This is a genomic window from Mesorhizobium sp. B1-1-6, assembly GCF_006443035.1.
Classification (GTDB): Bacteria; Pseudomonadota; Alphaproteobacteria; order Rhizobiales; family Rhizobiaceae; genus Mesorhizobium.
Genome location: NZ_VFWR01000002.1, coordinates 404,709 through 421,167 on the forward strand (window position 1 = coordinate 404,709; position 16,459 = coordinate 421,167).

General features: G+C 64.6%; 17 protein-coding genes. 12 read left to right on the top strand and 5 right to left on the bottom strand.

Annotated elements, in window-relative coordinates:
• Positions 1 to 208: 208 nt before the first annotated feature.
• Entirely contained in the window at positions 209 to 508 is a 300-nt protein-coding gene (locus FJ979_RS05655; protein ID WP_140580214.1) for a hypothetical protein, read from the bottom strand.
• Between the two features lie 266 nt (positions 509 to 774).
• On the opposite strand from FJ979_RS05655, the gene rlmN reads away from it, so the two are divergent.
• Genes rlmN through FJ979_RS05670 form a run of 3 tightly spaced genes read left to right on the top strand, consistent with a single transcriptional unit; the run spans position 775 to position 2,905 of the window.
• Positions 775 to 2,010, top strand: coding sequence for a 23S rRNA (adenine(2503)-C(2))-methyltransferase RlmN (gene rlmN, locus FJ979_RS05660; RefSeq protein WP_140580215.1), 1,236 nt, complete (start codon positions 775 to 777; stop codon positions 2,008 to 2,010).
• Complete coding sequence (locus tag FJ979_RS05665; RefSeq protein ID WP_140580216.1) at positions 2,007 to 2,456, top strand: hypothetical protein; 450 nt, start codon at positions 2,007 to 2,009, stop codon at positions 2,454 to 2,456. Before rlmN ends, FJ979_RS05665 begins: the two co-directional genes overlap by 4 nt.
• Positions 2,453 to 2,905 carry a hypothetical protein gene (locus FJ979_RS05670; RefSeq protein WP_140580217.1) on the top strand — a complete coding sequence of 151 codons (453 nt, stop codon included), beginning with the start codon at positions 2,453 to 2,455 and terminating at the stop codon, positions 2,903 to 2,905. The genes FJ979_RS05665 and FJ979_RS05670 overlap by 4 nt, the downstream gene beginning before the upstream one ends.
• Before the next feature lie 79 nt (positions 2,906 to 2,984).
• Here FJ979_RS05670 and FJ979_RS05675 read toward each other — a convergent pair whose 3' ends face one another.
• Positions 2,985 to 3,626, bottom strand: a complete 642-nt coding sequence (locus tag FJ979_RS05675; protein WP_140550602.1) for a LysE family translocator — start codon at positions 3,624 to 3,626, stop codon at positions 2,985 to 2,987.
• Between the two features lie 192 nt (positions 3,627 to 3,818).
• Between FJ979_RS05675 and FJ979_RS05680 the strand changes: the two genes are divergently transcribed.
• Positions 3,819 to 5,042 carry an argininosuccinate synthase gene (locus FJ979_RS05680; protein WP_140492178.1) on the top strand — a complete coding sequence of 408 codons (1,224 nt, stop codon included), beginning with the start codon at positions 3,819 to 3,821 and terminating at the stop codon, positions 5,040 to 5,042.
• A gap of 185 nt (positions 5,043 to 5,227) precedes the next feature.
• Here the strand turns inward: FJ979_RS05680 and FJ979_RS05685 are convergent, their stop codons facing one another.
• On the bottom strand, positions 5,228 to 6,028 hold the full coding sequence (locus FJ979_RS05685) for a lytic transglycosylase domain-containing protein (RefSeq protein ID WP_140559214.1): 801 nt from the start codon (positions 6,026 to 6,028) through the stop codon (positions 5,228 to 5,230).
• A gap of 255 nt (positions 6,029 to 6,283) precedes the next feature.
• Between FJ979_RS05685 and FJ979_RS05690 the strand changes: the two genes are divergently transcribed.
• From FJ979_RS05690 to rpsP, 6 genes are all read left to right on the top strand, one after another.
• Positions 6,284 to 7,381: a putative zinc-binding metallopeptidase gene (locus tag FJ979_RS05690; protein ID WP_140580218.1), complete on the top strand. Its 1,098-nt coding sequence runs from the start codon at positions 6,284 to 6,286 to the stop codon at positions 7,379 to 7,381.
• Positions 7,382 to 7,443: 62 nt separating this feature from the next.
• On the top strand, positions 7,444 to 8,040 hold the full coding sequence (locus FJ979_RS05695; RefSeq protein ID WP_140559212.1) for a DUF1236 domain-containing protein: 597 nt from the start codon (positions 7,444 to 7,446) through the stop codon (positions 8,038 to 8,040).
• A gap of 172 nt (positions 8,041 to 8,212) precedes the next feature.
• Positions 8,213 to 9,178 carry a type II CAAX endopeptidase family protein gene (locus FJ979_RS05700; protein ID WP_140580219.1) on the top strand — a complete coding sequence of 322 codons (966 nt, stop codon included), beginning with the start codon at positions 8,213 to 8,215 and terminating at the stop codon, positions 9,176 to 9,178.
• A gap of 289 nt (positions 9,179 to 9,467) precedes the next feature.
• Positions 9,468 to 11,051, top strand: a complete 1,584-nt coding sequence (gene ffh / locus FJ979_RS05705; RefSeq protein WP_140514036.1) for a signal recognition particle protein — start codon at positions 9,468 to 9,470, stop codon at positions 11,049 to 11,051.
• Between the two features lie 7 nt (positions 11,052 to 11,058).
• A complete protein-coding gene (locus tag FJ979_RS05710; RefSeq protein ID WP_140492160.1) occupies positions 11,059 to 11,385 on the top strand; it encodes a chorismate mutase in 327 nt (108 codons plus the stop codon).
• A gap of 57 nt (positions 11,386 to 11,442) precedes the next feature.
• The gene (rpsP, locus tag FJ979_RS05715; protein ID WP_140492156.1) at positions 11,443 to 11,844 is read left to right on the top strand and encodes a 30S ribosomal protein S16; all 402 of its coding nucleotides are present in this window, start codon (positions 11,443 to 11,445) and stop codon (positions 11,842 to 11,844) included.
• An 83-nt stretch (positions 11,845 to 11,927) separates the two neighbouring features.
• On the opposite strand, the gene FJ979_RS05720 is transcribed toward rpsP, so the two are convergent.
• Complete coding sequence (locus FJ979_RS05720) at positions 11,928 to 12,191, bottom strand: glycine zipper domain-containing protein (protein ID WP_140492153.1); 264 nt, start codon at positions 12,189 to 12,191, stop codon at positions 11,928 to 11,930.
• A gap of 275 nt (positions 12,192 to 12,466) precedes the next feature.
• Between FJ979_RS05720 and FJ979_RS05725 the strand changes: the two genes are divergently transcribed.
• Positions 12,467 to 12,874 carry an ACT domain-containing protein gene (locus tag FJ979_RS05725; protein ID WP_140524566.1) on the top strand — a complete coding sequence of 136 codons (408 nt, stop codon included), beginning with the start codon at positions 12,467 to 12,469 and terminating at the stop codon, positions 12,872 to 12,874.
• 176 nt (positions 12,875 to 13,050) lie between these two features.
• Here FJ979_RS05725 and FJ979_RS05730 read toward each other — a convergent pair whose 3' ends face one another.
• On the bottom strand, positions 13,051 to 14,085 hold the full coding sequence (locus FJ979_RS05730) for an aspartate-semialdehyde dehydrogenase (RefSeq protein ID WP_140580220.1): 1,035 nt from the start codon (positions 14,083 to 14,085) through the stop codon (positions 13,051 to 13,053).
• A gap of 463 nt (positions 14,086 to 14,548) precedes the next feature.
• On the opposite strand from FJ979_RS05730, the gene FJ979_RS05740 reads away from it, so the two are divergent.
• Positions 14,549 to 16,411: a DEAD/DEAH box helicase gene (locus FJ979_RS05740; RefSeq protein WP_140580221.1), complete on the top strand. Its 1,863-nt coding sequence runs from the start codon at positions 14,549 to 14,551 to the stop codon at positions 16,409 to 16,411.
• The last annotated feature ends 48 nt before the right edge of the window (positions 16,412 to 16,459 follow it).

The window sequence follows — 16,459 nt, forward strand, 5'->3', positions numbered from 1 at the left end:
CATGGCTGCGGTTTGGCACCATGAACAAGGAACCATGAGTTATGCCGGTTCGGCGCAATGATCGTCGTCTCCGCATTGATCATGAGACACCCTCAACATCGACAGGTGGATATCTCGACCTGCGTGTGCTGAGTGGTCTGCGGGAACAAGGCTCGGATGGGCTCCCGCCGACCTTCGAGCCGGCGGGAATATCGATCGACGGCAGGCCTCACATGGCCATTTTTTCGCATTCCGCCTGAGCCTTCTTGGTCGACGTGTCGATCATGAAGGCTTTGCCCTTGGCGTCGGTCATCATCATCATGCAGTGCTTGATCGGCTTTGCCATCTTCATCATCTCGGCACTCATTTTCGCGTCCGGCGTCATGGTGCCCATATGCCCGTCCGGCATGATTGCCGTGACTTGCCCTGCCTTCATCATGGTCATTGTGCCCATCGCGTCTTCGGCAAATGCCTGCGAGGCGGAAAGGCCGACGAAACTGGCAATGACGGCGAGCTTGATAAAGTTCATCGTGCATACTCCCATTTGTCGGGGCATGGTTGCCCCATTCAGGGTTCGAACGCGCGGTGAGAACCGTTACTTCAACACGATCAAGTGATCCGTTTTCGGGCGAAAAGCAGGGACCGCAGGTCTGACCGGCCGGCGCATCTGTCAATCGGTCGGCGCACGGATCGCCTCGCCATCGCATGACTCCGCCGCCAAGCTGTGCTATGGGCCGCGCTTCATATCGGGCCGATGGATGAAATCGGCCGCAAACCGCTTATATCAGTGCAACCATGACCCTTTCATTCGACCTCACCGCCGAAGGCGCCCGCGACGCGTTGCGCGCCCGCGCGATACAGCCGGAAAAGCCGTCGCTGATCGGCCTGACGCGCGCCGAACTGGGCGAGGCGCTCGTCGCGTCCGGCATCGTGCCGGAGCGCCAGGCAAAAATGCGTGCACAGCAGCTCTGGCACTGGATGTATGTGCGCGGCGTCTCCGATTTCGCCGGCATGTTCAACATTTCCAAGGATCTGCGCGCCGAACTCGACAGGCATTTCACCGTGGCGCGGCCCGAGATCGTCGAGGAGCAGGTCTCCGCCGACGGCACGCGCAAATGGCTGTTCCGCTTCCCGCCGCGCGGCGCCGGTCGCCCGGTCGAGATCGAGACTGTCTACATCCCCGAGGAAGGCCGCGGCACGCTCTGCATCTCCTCGCAGGTCGGCTGCACGCTGACCTGCTCCTTCTGCCACACGGGCACGCAGAAGCTGGTGCGCAACCTGACTGCCGAGGAAATCCTCGCCCAGTTGCTCACCGCGCGCGACCGGCTCGGCGATTTCCCCGACCGCGACACGCCCGACGGCGCCATCGTGCCGGCCGAGGGCCGCAAAGTGTCCAACATCGTCATGATGGGTATGGGCGAGCCGCTCTACAATTTCGAGGCGGTCAAGAAGGCGCTGCTGATTGCTTCCGACGGCGACGGCCTTTCGCTGTCGAAGCGCCGCATTACCCTGTCGACCTCAGGCGTGGTGCCGGAGATTTTCCGCACCGGCGAGGAGATCGGCGTCATGCTCGCCATCTCGCTGCACGCCACCAATGACGATCTGCGCGACCTTCTGGTGCCGATCAACAAGAAATATCCGCTCAAGGAGCTGATCGCCGCCTGCCGCGCCTATCCCGGCCTGTCGAACGCCAGGCGCATCACCTTCGAATATGTGATGCTGAAGGACGTCAACGATTCCCTCGACGACGCCAAGGCGCTGGTCAAGCTGCTCAGGGGCATTCCGGCCAAGATCAACCTGATCCCGTTCAACCCCTGGCCCGGCACCAACTACCAGTGCTCGGACTGGGAGACGATCGAGAAATTCGCCGACTACATAAATAACGCCGGCTATGCCTCGCCGATCCGCACGCCGCGCGGCCGCGACATCCTCGCCGCCTGCGGCCAGCTCAAATCGGAATCGGAGCGCATGCGCAAAGTCGACCGGCTGGCGCTGGAAGCCATGATGATCGCGGGGCACGGCGAGGCGTGAGGCGTCTCGTCGCCGGGCTCAAGCGCTTCGTCTTCATAGCAGTCGGCTATATCGCCGCCGTGCTGACCTCGATCCTGGTGCCTGTGCTGCTGATCGCTCTTCTGGAAGGGCTCGAATATGGCAACTGGTCCATCGTTTTCGCATTCGACTGGCTGGTTTCCTTCCCGCTCGCGGTAGCGACGGTGGCGGTCTGCGCGCTGTTGATCGTCGGCCCCGCGATCTTCATGGCCGAACGCTTGTCGCTTCGGGGCTGGTTCTACTTCGCGGCCACGGGCGCGATCACGTCCATCGCATTCGGGGTTCTTGTCCCGGGCTCGGCCGGAGGGTTTGTTTTCAACCCGGGCTTTCTCGGGTTCCTGGCCACCGCCGGCATTGCCGCCGGTTCGGTCTACTGGTTTCTGGCCGGGCGCAAGTCCGGCCATCCCTTACGCCGGGATTCGCAATGACCCGTCTCGTCGCCTATATCGTGCGCCTTGCCGTCATCCTGTTCGGCTATGCCGTCGCCGCGCTGGCGGCCAGCGCGTTCCTCAATGTCCTGTTCCTGGCCTCCCTCGGCTACACGCCGGCGCATGCGGAGCCGGCGGCGACCGCCTCGCTCTATTTCTCGATCCCCTTCGTCGCGCTGTTTGCCGCCTATTTCGCCTTCATGCCGGCGGCCCTCGTGATTCTGATCGCCGAGATTCTCGGCCGGCGCGATTGGCTGTTCTATGCGCTGGCCGGTGCGATCGTCGCCGCCGTCTTCGTCGGCTTCGCCGACCAGATGGGCGACACGCCATTCGCCGTCACCGAGCCGCGCGCCATGGCCGCCGTCATCGGCGGCGGCATGGTCGGCGGCATCTTCTATTGGCTCAGCGCCGGGCGCTGGGCCGGAACCTGGTGGAAAGCCGAACCCTGACCTCGAACCGAGCGCCCACGTAAGCAGGGAGCTTTGCTGACCTCCGGTTCGGAAGAGATCAGCAGCGAACAGCAAAATCCTACTTCGCCTGGGCAGTCAGGATTTTGAGCGCGAACGCGGAAAACACGCCGGCGAAGAGATAGTCGACCACCCGCGTCACGCGCGGGCTGGCCTTCATCGCCGCCGAGAATTTCTCCGCCGCCAGCACCATCGGGGTTGTCACCGGGGTCGAGAGCACGACGAACATGGCGCCGAGGAAGAACAGCTTTCCCGGCGCGTGCGGATCATGCGCGGAGACGAATTGCGGCAGGAAGGTCATGAAGAACAGGATGATCTTCGGGTTGAGCAGGTTGACGCCCAGCCCCACCATCCAGCTCCGGAACAGCGAGATTTGCGGGCCCGTCTTCTTCTCCGGCGAGAAGGCCGAACCCTTGGTGATCGCCTGCCAGGCCAGGAAGACGAGATAGCCGGCGCCGAAGATCTTCAGCACGAAGAAGGCCATCGGCGAGGCGACGATCAGCGCCGAGACACCGACCACCACCAAGGTGGTGTGGATCAGCGTGCCGCACAGCGCCCCCGCCATCGAGGCGAAGCCGGCGGCGCGGCCCTGGCTCAGTGTGCGCGAGACGAACAGCGTCATGTCCGGTCCGGGCGTGATCGCCAGGATGAACGTGGCGATGGCGAACTGGATCAGCGTTGCGGTGTCGGGAATGAAGGACATGGTAGGCCCGTTGACTTTCGATACGCAGCTATAATGAACGGGGCCTGCCGTTGCCAGCGGCTGTGCGACGGAAAGGATGATCCAGCTGTCCCGTATGCCTGTTTCTCCGCGCCTTGCCCCGTTCATCCCTTGCGGTGACCGGAAACGGCGTGATACCTCGCCGGCCGAGAACTCTTGTCGCGGAAACAGCAAATGTCGAAAACAAAAGACGTCAAGAAGGTCGTGCTCGCCTATTCCGGCGGCCTCGACACATCAATCATCCTGAAATGGCTGCAGACCGAGCTCGGCGCCGAGGTCGTCACCTTCACCGCCGACCTCGGCCAAGGCGGCGAATTGGAGCCGGCGCGCCGCAAGGCCGAGATGATGGGCATCAAGGACATCCGCATCGTCGACGTGCGCGAGGAATTCGTTGCCGACTTCGTCTTCCCGATGTTCCGCGCCAACGCCGTCTACGAAGGGACCTATCTGCTCGGCACCTCGATCGCCCGGCCGCTGATCTCGAAACACCTCGTCGAGATCGCAAAGGAGACCGGCGCCGACGCGATCGCCCACGGCGCCACCGGCAAGGGCAATGACCAGGTGCGCTTCGAGCTTTCGGCCTATGCGCTCAATCCCGATATCAAGGTCATCGCGCCCTGGCGCGACTGGTCGTTCAAGTCGCGCACCGACCTCATCAACTTCGCCGAGCAGCACCAGATTCCGGTGCCGAAGGACAAGAAGGGTGACGCGCCGTTCTCGGTCGACGCCAATCTCCTGCATTCCTCTTCCGAGGGCAAGGTGCTTGAGGACCCGTGGAGCGAGCCGCCGGAATTCGTCCATCAGCGCACCGTCTCGCCCATGGACGCGCCGGACAAGGTCACCGAGATCGAGATCGAGTTCCTGAAGGGCGATCCGGTCGCGCTCGACGGCAAGAAGCTGTCGCCGGCAACCATGCTCGCCGCCCTCAACGATCTCGGCCGCGACAACGGCATCGGCCGGCTCGACCTCGTCGAGAACCGCTTCGTCGGCATGAAGTCGCGCGGCGTCTACGAGACCCCCGGCGGCACCATCCTTATCGCTGCCCACCGAGCCATCGAATCGATCACGCTCGACAGGGGAGCTGCCCACCTCAAGGACGAGTTCATGCCGCGCTACGCCGAACTCATCTACAACGGCTTCTGGTTCGCGCCCGAGCGGCTGATGCTGCAGACGATGATCGACAAGAGCCAGGAGGATGTCGAAGGTACGGTGCGTCTGAAGCTCTACAAGGGCAATGTCATCGTTACCGGCCGCAAGTCGAAGAAGACGCTCTATTCCGACGCGCTGGTGACCTTCGAGGACGACCGCGGCGCCTATGACCAGAAGGACGCCGCCGGCTTCATCCGCCTCAATGCGCTGAGGCTGCGGACCTTGGCGGCGCGCAACCGCCGGGACTGACCGCTTTACCGGTCAGCGAACAGGAAACCCGGCAACGCGGCCGGGCTTTCTGCTGAAAAGCAATTCCAGGAAAAGTGTGTCCGTTTTCCCGGGAAAAGCGCGTAGCGCTTTCCCTTGGGAATTGCGCAAAAACAAAGACATAGAGCGGTTCGCCGTCTCCGTGAAACGGTGAACTGCCCTAACGATTACTCGCCATCGATCGCCGTGGCGATACGGGCGATGGCCTGTTGATAGACACTCGCGGAGTTCCAGCCGGCAATTGCACCCATATTCGACTGAGCGCTCGCGCCGGCCTGCCAACCATGCGCCTTGAGGAAGTTGGCCGTGGAAGCCAGCGCGGTGCTCTTGTCGCGCAGGTTTCCGCTGCCCACTCCATATTTCAGGACATTTCCGGGCAGGAACTGCGTGTGGCCGATCTCGCCATGCATGGCCCCGACCGACGAGGCGGTCAACGTTCCGCGATCGACCAGCTTCAGCGCCGCAATGGCATGCGGCTGAAAGTAATCCGGACGGCGGCAGTCATAGGCAAGCGTCAAAATGGCGGACACCGTGTTCTGGTTGCCCATAGAGGCGCCGAAGCCCGTCTCCATGCCCCAGATGGCAAGCAGCACGCCCGGCGAGACGCCGTAGGTCCGTTCGATCTTGTCGAACAGCGCCGCATTCGATTTCTTCAGCGCCCGGCCCTTGGAAATGATCGCCGCCCCGCCGCGGCGCTTCATGAAGGCTTCCACCGAGCCGCTGAAAGCCTTGTGGATGGCGCGGTCCGCGGAAATGGTCCTGGTCGCGTAGGTCGCGCCGGCCAGGGCCGCCAGTCCTCTCGAACCCACGCCCTCGGCCCTGGCCTCCGCTGCGAAGTCCTGCTTCCAGGCATCGAAGCCGGCTCCGGTCTTGCCACAGCTGGCCGCCGCCTGTGCGCCCGTCGCCAGCGCAAGCATCGCCACCACAGTGGCCGCTGCAAACATCTTACCTTTGGCAAGAAATGCCATGTTGTTCTCTCCTGGTTGCCTGAATCACGTCCCGGCCGGAATTTGCCAGTGAAACGCGCACTTGTCACTGTCGCGCGCGCAAGCTGGCCAATGGAAGGGAATTTGCCTACGATCAAGCAAATATTGTGGCAAGAACCACCCATGGCCTGACGATCCTTGCGCCATGTTGCTCAATGACGTCACAGTCGGGAACGACGTCTGTCGGCCGGCGTTTTGCACGACGCGCCTTCCCCTGTTCCCTGGTCCGAGACCGAGATGAAACTCTTCGACTGTCCTCATTGCGGCCATCGTCTCTATTTCGAGAACGCCCGGTGCCTGAACTGCTCCAGTGCCGTGCTCTATGATCCGCAGCGCGCCTGCTTTGCCCTGTCCGGTGCCGACGGCGGCTCCCCATGCGCCAACGCCGACGAATGCGCCTGCAACTGGATGGCCGAGCCGGGACAGCCCTTCTGCCGCGCCTGCGCGCTCAACCAGCTGATCCCGGACCTCTCCGTCGACGGCAACCGCCGCCGCTGGATACGGGTCGAGGCCGCGAAGAAGCGCGCGGTCTATTCGCTGCTGGCTTTCGGACTGCCGGTGGCGCCCAAGCAGAACCCCGCCGACGAGGCCGGCCTTGCCTTCGACTTCCTTGCCGATCCGATCGGCGGCGGCCCGGGCGGCGAGCGCATCCTGACCGGCCACGACAATGGCCTGATCACCCTCAACGTCGCCGAAGCCGACTCCGCCGAGCGCGAAAGGCGGCGCGTTGAGATGGGCGAGGCCTATCGCACCTTGCTCGGCCATTTCCGCCACGAGCTCGGCCACTACTACTGGGACCGGCTGATCCGCGACAATCCGCAAAGGCTTGACGCCTTCCGCGCGCTGTTCGGCGACGAGCGCACCGGCTACGAGCAGGCATTGAAGAACCACTATGCCAATGGTGCCCCACCCGACTGGCAGCAACGCCACATCTCGTCCTACGCCACCTCCCATCCCTGGGAGGACTGGGCCGAAAGCTGGGCCCACCACCTGCACATCACCGACACGCTGGAAATGGTCCATGCGCTGAACTTCCCGCTCGGCCGGCTGGAGACGGTGGAAGCCAACGAATTGCCCCAGGGCGACACCGGGGGCAGGCTGCAACCAGCGCCGTCCGAACCGACACCCGCTCCCGAACCGTTCGAAAAGATCCTGTCGCGCTGGCTGGTGCTGTCGGAAGCCTCCAATTCCATCAATCGCTGCATGGGTCTGCCCGACCTTTACCCCTTCGTCATCTCGGATGTCGCGGCGCGCAAACTGGCCTTCGTTCACGACCTTCTGACCGGCCTGCCGCAAGAAACGGGAACAAATCGTGAGTTGGCTTCAACATTTTAGCTGGAACGCATGCGCCGCTCCCCCGTTTTCGCTGCCGAGGGACCATGAAACGGAGAGAAACCATGAAATCCGTATTGTTTCCCGCGGTCGCCGGAATGCTCACGCTCTTCTCGGGCGCCGCCATGGCCGACACCCCCGTCTCCGCAATCACCGATCTCAATGTCCGCGCTGGCCCGGGCCCGCAATATCCTGTCATCGGCGTGCTCGCCGCCGGCCAGTCGGCGACGCTCAATGGCTGTATCGAAAACAGCAAATGGTGCACCATCGCCGAAGCCGGTGGCCAGGGCTGGGTCTATTCGGACTATGTGACGGCTGATTTCGGCGGCAACCGGGTCGTGTTGACGCGACGTCCGCTCGGCTCCAGCGTCGCCGTCGTGTCGCCGCCCGAGGGCTATTCCACCGACTACACCGGCTCGATCATCGCCGGCGAGCCGGTCGAGGACGCCATCCCGCAGCCTCCCGCCGAAGTCAGGACCTATGTCGACACGCATCGCGTCGACCCTGTCTATCTTGAGGGCGAGGTGGTCACCGGGGCCGTTTTGCCCGAGAGTGTCGAACTGCGCGAGATCCCCGATTACGACTACCGCTACGTCTATGTGAACGGCCAGCCGGCGCTGATCGACCCGCAGACGCGGCGCATCGTCTATGTGGTCCGCTGAGGCGGATAGGACACGGGGTTAATCATCGGAGCATGCCTTTCGCCTGCCGGCAGGCAGGCGAGGGCGGCGCGAATGCGCCGAAGGCTGGCGGGGCGTATCGAATAGGAATGATTGCGCAGAACCGCCCGATCCCATAGATCATGCGACGCGAAGCACCAGCTTGCGAGAGAGCGTGATATCGGACCCTGCCGCCTTCGAGCACTATCGAAACACAGCCAACGAAAAGACGACCCTGCCGCGCCTGCTTCTCGGGACCGGGATCGTCGTCCTGTTCTGGGCCGCGTCGACGGGGGTCGTGCTGCTGGGCGGCACCTATGCCTTTTTCGCCTGGCGGACAGCGCAAGGCGCGGCTGCGCCCGCCGGCGGCATGCAGGGTTTCCTTGCGTCGCCAATCGGCATTCTCACCGCGCTCGCGTCTTTCGCCGGCATCTGGATCGGCTTGTGGATCGCCATGCGCTGGGTGCATGGCGAGAAGCTGTCGGCGCTCCTCGGCAACAGCCGTCGCATTTCGCGCTCGGGTTTCATCAAGGGACTGGTCGCGGTGTTGGTCACTTCGCTCGTGTCCGAGGTCCTGCTCTACCTGATGCAGCCCGAGATCGCGCGCGGCTCGATCGCCCTGTCGTCCTGGCTGCTGTTCCTGATCCCGATCCTGGCGCTCACTTTTCTGCAGACGTCATCGGAAGAGGTGCTGTTCCGAGGTTACCTGCTGCGCGGTCTTGCCTACCGGTTCAGGAGCCCGTTCGTCTGGGCGCTGCTGCCGGGCCTGCTGTTCACCTCGCTGCACTGGAGCGCGAACGCCTCGGCCGCCATCAACGCCTGCGTGCTGGTCTCGATCGCCGCTTTTGCACTGCTTCTGACGCTCGTCGTCTATGCCACCGGCAATCTCGGCGCGGCCCTCGGCGCCCATCTCGGCAACAATCTGACCGGCTTCCTGCTGATCTCGCATCAGGAGAGCTACAATTCCTTCGCCCTGTTTACCGCCAGACCACTCGAAGGGCCGGGCTGGGCGACGTCGGACGCGGTCCTCATCGCCACGATCGGCATCGCCTGCAGCCTGCTGACGATACTGCTGCTCTTACACCCGCGCTCGCCGCTGAGCGTCTCGGCCGAACCTGCAGACGGAACGAAGGCGACCTGATTGCTGCGCGGGGAGACCGGCGGAACGGTCCTTGTCTTGACTCCGCGGCCGTTTTCCTGTCTACAGCCCCGAATTCCGCGACGAGTATCCCTCCGAGCAAGCCGACCAGGATGCCGAAGCCTCTTTGAGGCCAAGTGCTGTAAACAGATCCTGGAGGCCAACACCCGGCAGCGCTGTGCGCCCCCGGGTGCTTTTTGGTTTTGGCTTTTGCTTGCCACGAGACTTGGACACTTGGCGCGAACGCATTACCTCTCGGGCACCATCAGGTTGCCAGGGAAAAGGAAACAGAATGTTTGAATCACTTCAGGAGCGCCTTGGCTCCATCCTGAACGGCCTGACCGGCCGCGGCGCGCTGTCGGAGGCGGATGTCTCGGCGGCGCTCCGCGAGGTGCGCCGTGCGCTGCTCGAGGCCGACGTGGCGCTGGAAGTGGTGCGCTCCTTCACCGACAAGGTGCGCGAGAAGGCGGTCGGCGCGGCGGTGCTGAAGTCGATCAAGCCCGGCCAGATGGTCGTCAAGATCGTGCATGACGAGCTGGTCGACATGCTCGGCGCCGAAGGCGTCGCCGTCGACCTCAACGCACCGGCGCCCGTCGTCGTCATGATGGTCGGCCTGCAGGGTTCCGGCAAGACGACGACCTCGGCCAAGATCGCCAAGCGGCTCACCGAGCGTCAGAACAAGAAGGTCCTGATGGCCTCGCTCGACACGCGGCGCCCCGCCGCGCAGGAGCAGTTGCGCCAGCTCGGCGAGCAGGTCAAGGTGGCGACGCTGCCTGTCGTCGTCGGCCAGAACCCGGTCGATATCGCCAAGCGCGCCGTGCAGGCGGCCAGGCTCGGCGGTCACGACGTGGTCATCCTCGACACTGCCGGCCGCACCCATATCGACGAGCCGCTGATGGTCGAGATGGCCGACATCAAGAAGGTGTCGGGCCCGCACGAGATCCTGCTGGTCGCCGACTCCTTGACCGGCCAGGACGCCGTCAACCTTGCCAAGAGCTTCGACGAGCGCGTCGGCATCACCGGGCTGGTGCTGACCCGCATGGACGGCGACGGCCGTGGCGGCGCCGCGCTCTCGATGCGCGCCGTCACCGGCAAGCCGATCAAGCTGATCGGCACCGGCGAGAAGATGGACGGGCTGGAGGAATTTCACCCCAAGCGTATCGCCGACCGCATTCTCGGCATGGGCGACATCGTTTCGCTTGTCGAAAAAGCCGCCGAGAACATCGACGCCGAGCAGGCGGCGGCGATGGCCAAAAAGATGCAGTCGGGCAAGTTCGACCTGAACGACCTCGCCCAGCAGCTTCAGCAGATGTCGAAAATGGGCGGCATGGGCGGCATCATGGGCATGATGCCCGGCATGGGCAAGATGAAGGACCAGATGGCCGCCGCCGGTCTCGACGACAAGATGTTCGGCCGCCAACTCGCCATCATCTCCTCGATGACCAAGGCCGAGCGCGCCAACCCCGACATTCTCAAGCACTCGCGCAAGAAGCGCATCGCCGCCGGCTCCGGCACCGACGCGGCCGAGATCAACAAGCTCTTGAAGATGCATCGCGGCATGGCCGACATGATGAAGGCGATGGGCGGCAAGGGCAAAGGCGGCGGCCTGATGCGCGGCATGATGGGCGGGCTCGCCTCCAAGATGGGCCTCGGCGGCATGATGCCCGGTGGCATGGGCGGCATGCCTGACCTCTCCAAGATGGATCCCAAGCAGCTCGAAGCCTTGCAGAAGCAGGCGCAGGCCGCCGGCATGAAGGGCCTGCCCAGCGGCCTTCCCGGCGGCGGTGGCCTGCCCGGCTTGCCCGGCGGCATGAAGCTTCCCGGGCTTCCCGGTCTCGGCGGCGGTGGCCTGCCTGGCCTCGGCAAGAAGAAGTGAGGACGCGATGAACGAGGAAAAGGACATGGCGGACGCCCGCACCATCCTGGCCGGCTACCGTGCTTCGATCGACAACATCGATGCCGCCCTCATCCACATGCTGGCCGAGCGCTTCCGCTGCACCAAGGCGGTCGGCCTGCTCAAGGCCGAGCATGGCTTGCCGCCGGCCGATCCGGCGCGCGAGCAGCAGCAGATCGCCCGTCTTCGCCAGCTCGCGGACGATGCGCATCTCGACCCGGATTTCGCGGAGAAATTCCTCAACTTCGTCGTCCGCGAAGTGATCCGCCACCACGAACAGATCGCCGCTGCCAACGGCGTGACGAAAACCGGCTGAAGACAAGGATTTAGCCGCAACCCTACCAACGAAATCAGAGCTTTTAGGAGATAAGAAATGGCACTGAAGATCAGACTGGCCCGCGCGGGCTCGAAGAAGCGTCCCTACTACCACGTCGTCGTCGCCGACGCGCGCTCGCCGCGCGACGGCCGTTTCATCGAGTCGCTCGGCTCGTGGAACCCGCTGCTGCCGAAGGACGGCGAGCGCGTCAAGGTTGACGCCGAGCGCGTCAAGCACTGGCTGTCGCACGGCGCCCAGCCGACCGACCGCGTGCTGCGCTTCCTCGATGAGGCCGGCCTCGCCAAGCGCGACGCCCGTTCCAATCCGAAAAAGGCCGAGCCCGGCAAGAAGGCACAGGAGCGCGCCGCGCTTCTGAAGAAGGCGCAGGACGACGCCGCTGCCGCCGTCGCGGCGGCTGCGGCCGCGCCGGCCGAGGCGGAGCCCGCCACGGCCGAGTAATCGATCACCGATCGTCTTTTTCGAAACGGCGGGCCCTTAGCCCGCCGTTTTCTATTTCGAATTCATTGGGCGGATGCTGCCGCTCAATAGCCGCTCGGGCAACGATCGACATAGACATGGCCGCGGCTGTCGCGATAACGGCAGCGGCCCGGTTCGCTGGCCCGCCCGATCAGCGCGCCGGCCACGGCACCGACCGCGCCGCCGACCACGGCGCCCTGGACGGGATCGCCCGCCACCGCCGCGCCGACCGCTGCTCCGCCCAGGCCGCCGACGGCCGCGCCTTTTTCCGTCTGCGAACAGGCGCCAAGCGCTGCCGTCAGCACCAGAATGGTCATGATTTTCTTCATTGTCGTTCCTCTCTCACGGGGATCGCCGTCCTCGCCGCCATGTTCCTAACTCCCAGGCGGCCGATTTGATCCCTAGACATTGAAGGCCGGCGCTTCGCCGCGCCTGCCAAGGCCATGCCGATCTCCGGCAAGCATGTGAAATCGTTGATGTTCCCACGCCGCGGCGCAGTCTCTCGCCGGGTTGTCCGTGCAGCGCGCCGGCGTGGCTATCGGCGCGCTTCGGTCGCGTATATGAAGAGCCGGCGGGCGTGGCCCGTCAGACAAGAGCAGGCGAGATGGCCGGAGAGACAGATCTGAAGACATTGCTGGCGTCGATGATGCCGCAATTGATTGCCGGCATCCATGTCTTCGCCACGCTGCCGGCGGGTGTATCGGTTCCGGAAGGACTCGAAGCGGTCATGCTGTTTCGCGAATGCGAAGGCACGACATTGATCCTGCCCGAAGACGAGGCGCAGGCAGCCGGGCTGGAAGCCGTTTTCCGCTGCCGCATGATAACGCTGAACATCCATTCGTCGCTGGAAGCCGTCGGCTTCCTCGCCGCCATCACCGCACGCCTCGCCGCCGCCGGCATGGGCGTCAATCCCGTCTCCGCCTTCTATCATGACCATCTGTTCGTGCCGGTCGACCGGGCCGAGGAAGCGATGAGGTTGCTGCGGGAACTGGCGGCGGAAAATCGGACATAGGCCGGCGCCCCCCTCATCCGCCTGCCGGCACCTTCTCCCCATATAAGGACGGGGGGAAGGTGAGCTAACGGCCGAAGGCCGAGCCCGCGACTGCGGGCCGCCGGTCGTCCGGCGCCCTCGCGGAGGGCCAGCCGCGGCAGCGGCGGTGCGGCCCGCGAGCGAAAGCCAAACAGCCGTCAGGCTGCCTTCTTCTTCGGCTGGATCAGGCCGCGCTCGACCAGCAGTTCGGCGATCTGCACTGCGTTGAGGGCGGCGCCCTTGCGCAGATTGTCGGAAACGATCCACATCGACAGGCCGTTGTCGATGGTCGAATCCTCGCGGATGCGCGAGATGAAGGTGGCGTCCTCGCCGGCCGATTCCAGCGGCGTGATGTAGCCGCCGTCCTCGCGCTTGTCCAAGACCTGGCAGCCCGGCGCCTCGCGCAGGATGTCGCGCGCCTCGTCGGCGGTGATCGGGTTCTCGAACTCGATGTTGACCGCTTCCGAATGGCCGATGAACACCGGCACGCGCACGCAGGTCGCCGTCAGCTTGATCTTGGGATCGAGCATCTTCTTGGTCTCGGCGACCATCTTCCACTCTTCCTTGGTGAAGCCGTCATCGAGGAAAACGTCGATATGGGGGATCACGTTGAAGGCGATGCGCTTGGTGAACTTCTTGACGTCGACCTGGTCGGCGACGAACACGGCGCGGGTCTGCGTGAACAGCTCGTCCATGCCTTCCTTGCCGGCGCCCGACACCGACTGGTAGGTGGCCACGACGATGCGCTTGATGGTGGCCGCGTCATGCAGCGGCTTCAGCGCCACGACGAGCTGCGCCGTCGAGCAGTTCGGGTTGGCGATGATGTTCTTGCGGGTGAACAGCGAGATCGCATCCGGGTTCACTTCCGGGACGATCAGCGGCACGTCGGCGTCGTAGCGGAAGGCCGAGGAATTGTCGATGACGACGCAGCCCTGCTTGCCGATCTTGGGTGACCATTCCTTCGAGACATTGCCGCCGGCCGACATGATGCAGATGTCGGTGTCGGAAAAGTCGTAGGTGTCGAGTGCGCGGACCTTCAGCGTGCGGTCGCCGAACGACACTTCCGTGCCCTGGCTGCGGCGCGAGGCAAGCGCCACCACTTCGCTGACCGGAAAACCGCGCTCTTCCAGTATGTTGAGCATTTCGCGGCCCACATTGCCCGTGGCGCCAGCTACCGCAACCTTGAAACTCATAAAGATCTCCTATCCCTCTCCGCTTGGTTGTTGGAGAAAACCCGCCGGCCAGGTGCGGGTTCCGTCCCCCGGGCCGAACCCGGGAGAGGGTGGTCAGGCCAAGGGAATCACACCGTTTTGGTGGTGGTTTTGGCCGTTACTTTGCTGGAACGGGGGGACGCGCCGAAACGCCCGGCGCAATGATGCTCATTGCGGCTGGGGGCATCGAATGCAAGAAGAGCCATCAAAAGGCCGCGCATCGAAAAACGATCCCGTTCGAAGCGGGCTTTTACGCGGTTTGCGGCAGGAGTCAATCAGTGGTGTTTCTTCCTTCCCTCCTTGCGGGAGAAGGGAAGGCGGTGCCGCCTGCCCTGTACAAGAGCGGCGCCAGCAAGTACGAACGGGCGAGATCGTCTGGCTGGCGCTGCGCCAGCCCTGTATGTGCTCCATGATGAGCGCAAGCCCTGAATTCCGAAAGAGTGAGATGTCCAACTTCGAAGCACTTGTTCCTGCGCTGGCAAAGGCGCTGGAAAAACGCGGCTATGCCGAGCTGACGCCGGTGCAGAAGGCGGTCCTGGAACTTGGCCAGGCCGACGCGCTGGTGTCGGCGCAGACCGGCTCCGGCAAGACGGTGGCCTTCGGCCTTGCCATGGCGCCGACGCTCCTGGGCGGCGCCGACCGCTTTGCCCATGCCGCGGCCCCGATGGCGCTGGCGGTGGCGCCGACGCGCGAGCTGGCGCTGCAGGTGACGCGCGAACTGGAATGGCTCTACGAGCTGACCGGCGCCACGGTCGCCTCCTGCGTCGGCGGCATGGACATGCGTACCGAACGGCGCGCGCTGGAGCGCGGCGCCCATATCGTCGTCGGCACCCCCGGTCGGCTGCGCGACCACATCACGCGGAACTCGCTCGACATGTCGGCGCTGAAGGCGGTGGTGCTGGACGAAGCCGACGAGATGCTCGATCTCGGTTTTCGCGAGGACCTGGAATTCATCCTCGACGCCGCCCCCGCCGAGCGCCGCACGCTGATGTTTTCGGCCACCGTGCCGCGCTCCATCGCAACCCTCGCCCAGGGCTATCAACGTGACGCCGTGCGCATCTCGGCCGCCGGCGAGGAGAAGCAGCATCTCGACATCGAATACCGGGCGCTCAGCGTCGCCCAGGCCGATCGCGAGAACGCCATCATCAATGTGCTGCGTTTCTACGAGGCGAAAAACGCGCTGGTGTTCTGCAACACCCGTGCCGCCGTCAACCATCTCACCGCACGCTTCAACAACCGCAATTTTTCAGTCGTCGCGCTCTCGGGCGAGCTCAGCCAGAACGAACGCAGCCACGCGCTGCAGGCGATGCGCGATGGCCGCGCCAAGGTCTGCATCGCCACCGACGTCGCGGCGCGCGGCATCGACCTGCCCAATCTGGAGCTGGTCATCCATGCCGACCTGCCGACCAACCCGGAAACGCTGCTGCACCGAAGCGGCCGCACCGGACGCGCGGGTCGCAAGGGCGTCAGCGCGCTGATCGTGCCCAACAGCGCCCGCAGGCGAACCGAACGCCTGCTGGCGAGCGCAAAGCTGACCGCGACATGGGCAAGTCCGCCATCCGCCGACGACGTGATCCGCCGCGATGACGAGCGCATCCTTGCCGATCCCACCTTCGATGAACCGGTGAAGGACGACGAACGCGGCTTCATCGACGCGCTTCTCGCCAAGCACGGCGCCGAGCAGGTGACGGCCGCCTTCGTGCGGCTGTGCCGCTCGAGCCGCTCGGCGCCAGAGGATCTGATGGACGTCGCGCCGTTCACGCCGTCGCGTGAAAGACCGGCGGGCGAAAACTTCGCGCGCCGCGACGAGGCGCCCAGCCGCCGCGACGATTTCGGCGCCAGCGTCTGGTTTTCGCTGTCGGTCGGGCGCCGGCAGAATGCCGAGCCACGCTGGCTGATTCCGATGCTGTGCCGCACCGGCAGCATCACCAAGCGCGAGATCGGCGCCATCAAGATGCAGCCGGAAGAGACCTTCGTGCAGATCGCCGCCGACTGGGCCGACCGTTTCCTTGCCGCCGTTGGTCCCGACCGCAAATTGCAGGGTAACATCGTGGTGAAACGGCTGGACGGCATGCCGGACCTGTCGCGCGCCGGCTACCAGCCGCCAGGTCCGGACAAGAAACCGCATCGCGGCAAGGCGCCGTTCGACCCGAACGCGCCGAAGCGCAAATTCGAGAAGCGCGCGCCGGCTGGCGACCAGCGCCCCGCCGCATCTGACGCGAAGCCCTGGGCGAAAAAGCCGGGCAAGCCGAAATTCGACAACGCCGGACCGCCGAAACCCAAGAAGGCGAAGAAGCGGCCGAGCTGAGATCTCCCGGCCATGTCGTCACGATGGCTGCCGCGCCAGCCGTCGCAT

Bases quoted from the DNA above. Each gene is read 5' to 3' on its own strand.
- rpsP (WP_140492156.1), top strand. From the start codon at position 11,443: ATGGCACTGAAGATCAGACTGGCCCGCGCGGGCTCGAAGAAGCGTCCC.
- FJ979_RS05690 (WP_140580218.1), top strand. From the start codon at position 6,284: ATGAAACTCTTCGACTGTCCTCATTGCGGCCATCGTCTCTATTTCGAG.
- FJ979_RS05675 (WP_140550602.1), bottom strand. From the start codon at position 3,626: ATGTCCTTCATTCCCGACACCGCAACGCTGATCCAGTTCGCCATCGCC.
- FJ979_RS05710 (WP_140492160.1), top strand. From the start codon at position 11,059: ATGAACGAGGAAAAGGACATGGCGGACGCCCGCACCATCCTGGCCGGC.
- FJ979_RS05725 (WP_140524566.1), top strand. From the start codon at position 12,467: ATGGCCGGAGAGACAGATCTGAAGACATTGCTGGCGTCGATGATGCCG.
- FJ979_RS05740 (WP_140580221.1), top strand. From the start codon at position 14,549: ATGTCCAACTTCGAAGCACTTGTTCCTGCGCTGGCAAAGGCGCTGGAA.
- FJ979_RS05655 (WP_140580214.1), bottom strand. From the start codon at position 508: ATGAACTTTATCAAGCTCGCCGTCATTGCCAGTTTCGTCGGCCTTTCC.
- FJ979_RS05730 (WP_140580220.1), bottom strand. From the start codon at position 14,085: ATGAGTTTCAAGGTTGCGGTAGCTGGCGCCACGGGCAATGTGGGCCGC.
- FJ979_RS05670 (WP_140580217.1), top strand. From the start codon at position 2,453: ATGACCCGTCTCGTCGCCTATATCGTGCGCCTTGCCGTCATCCTGTTC.
- rlmN (WP_140580215.1), top strand. From the start codon at position 775: ATGACCCTTTCATTCGACCTCACCGCCGAAGGCGCCCGCGACGCGTTG.
- FJ979_RS05720 (WP_140492153.1), bottom strand. From the start codon at position 12,191: ATGAAGAAAATCATGACCATTCTGGTGCTGACGGCAGCGCTTGGCGCC.
- FJ979_RS05685 (WP_140559214.1), bottom strand. From the start codon at position 6,028: ATGGCATTTCTTGCCAAAGGTAAGATGTTTGCAGCGGCCACTGTGGTG.
- ffh (WP_140514036.1), top strand. From the start codon at position 9,468: ATGTTTGAATCACTTCAGGAGCGCCTTGGCTCCATCCTGAACGGCCTG.
- FJ979_RS05695 (WP_140559212.1), top strand. From the start codon at position 7,444: ATGAAATCCGTATTGTTTCCCGCGGTCGCCGGAATGCTCACGCTCTTC.
- FJ979_RS05680 (WP_140492178.1), top strand. From the start codon at position 3,819: ATGTCGAAAACAAAAGACGTCAAGAAGGTCGTGCTCGCCTATTCCGGC.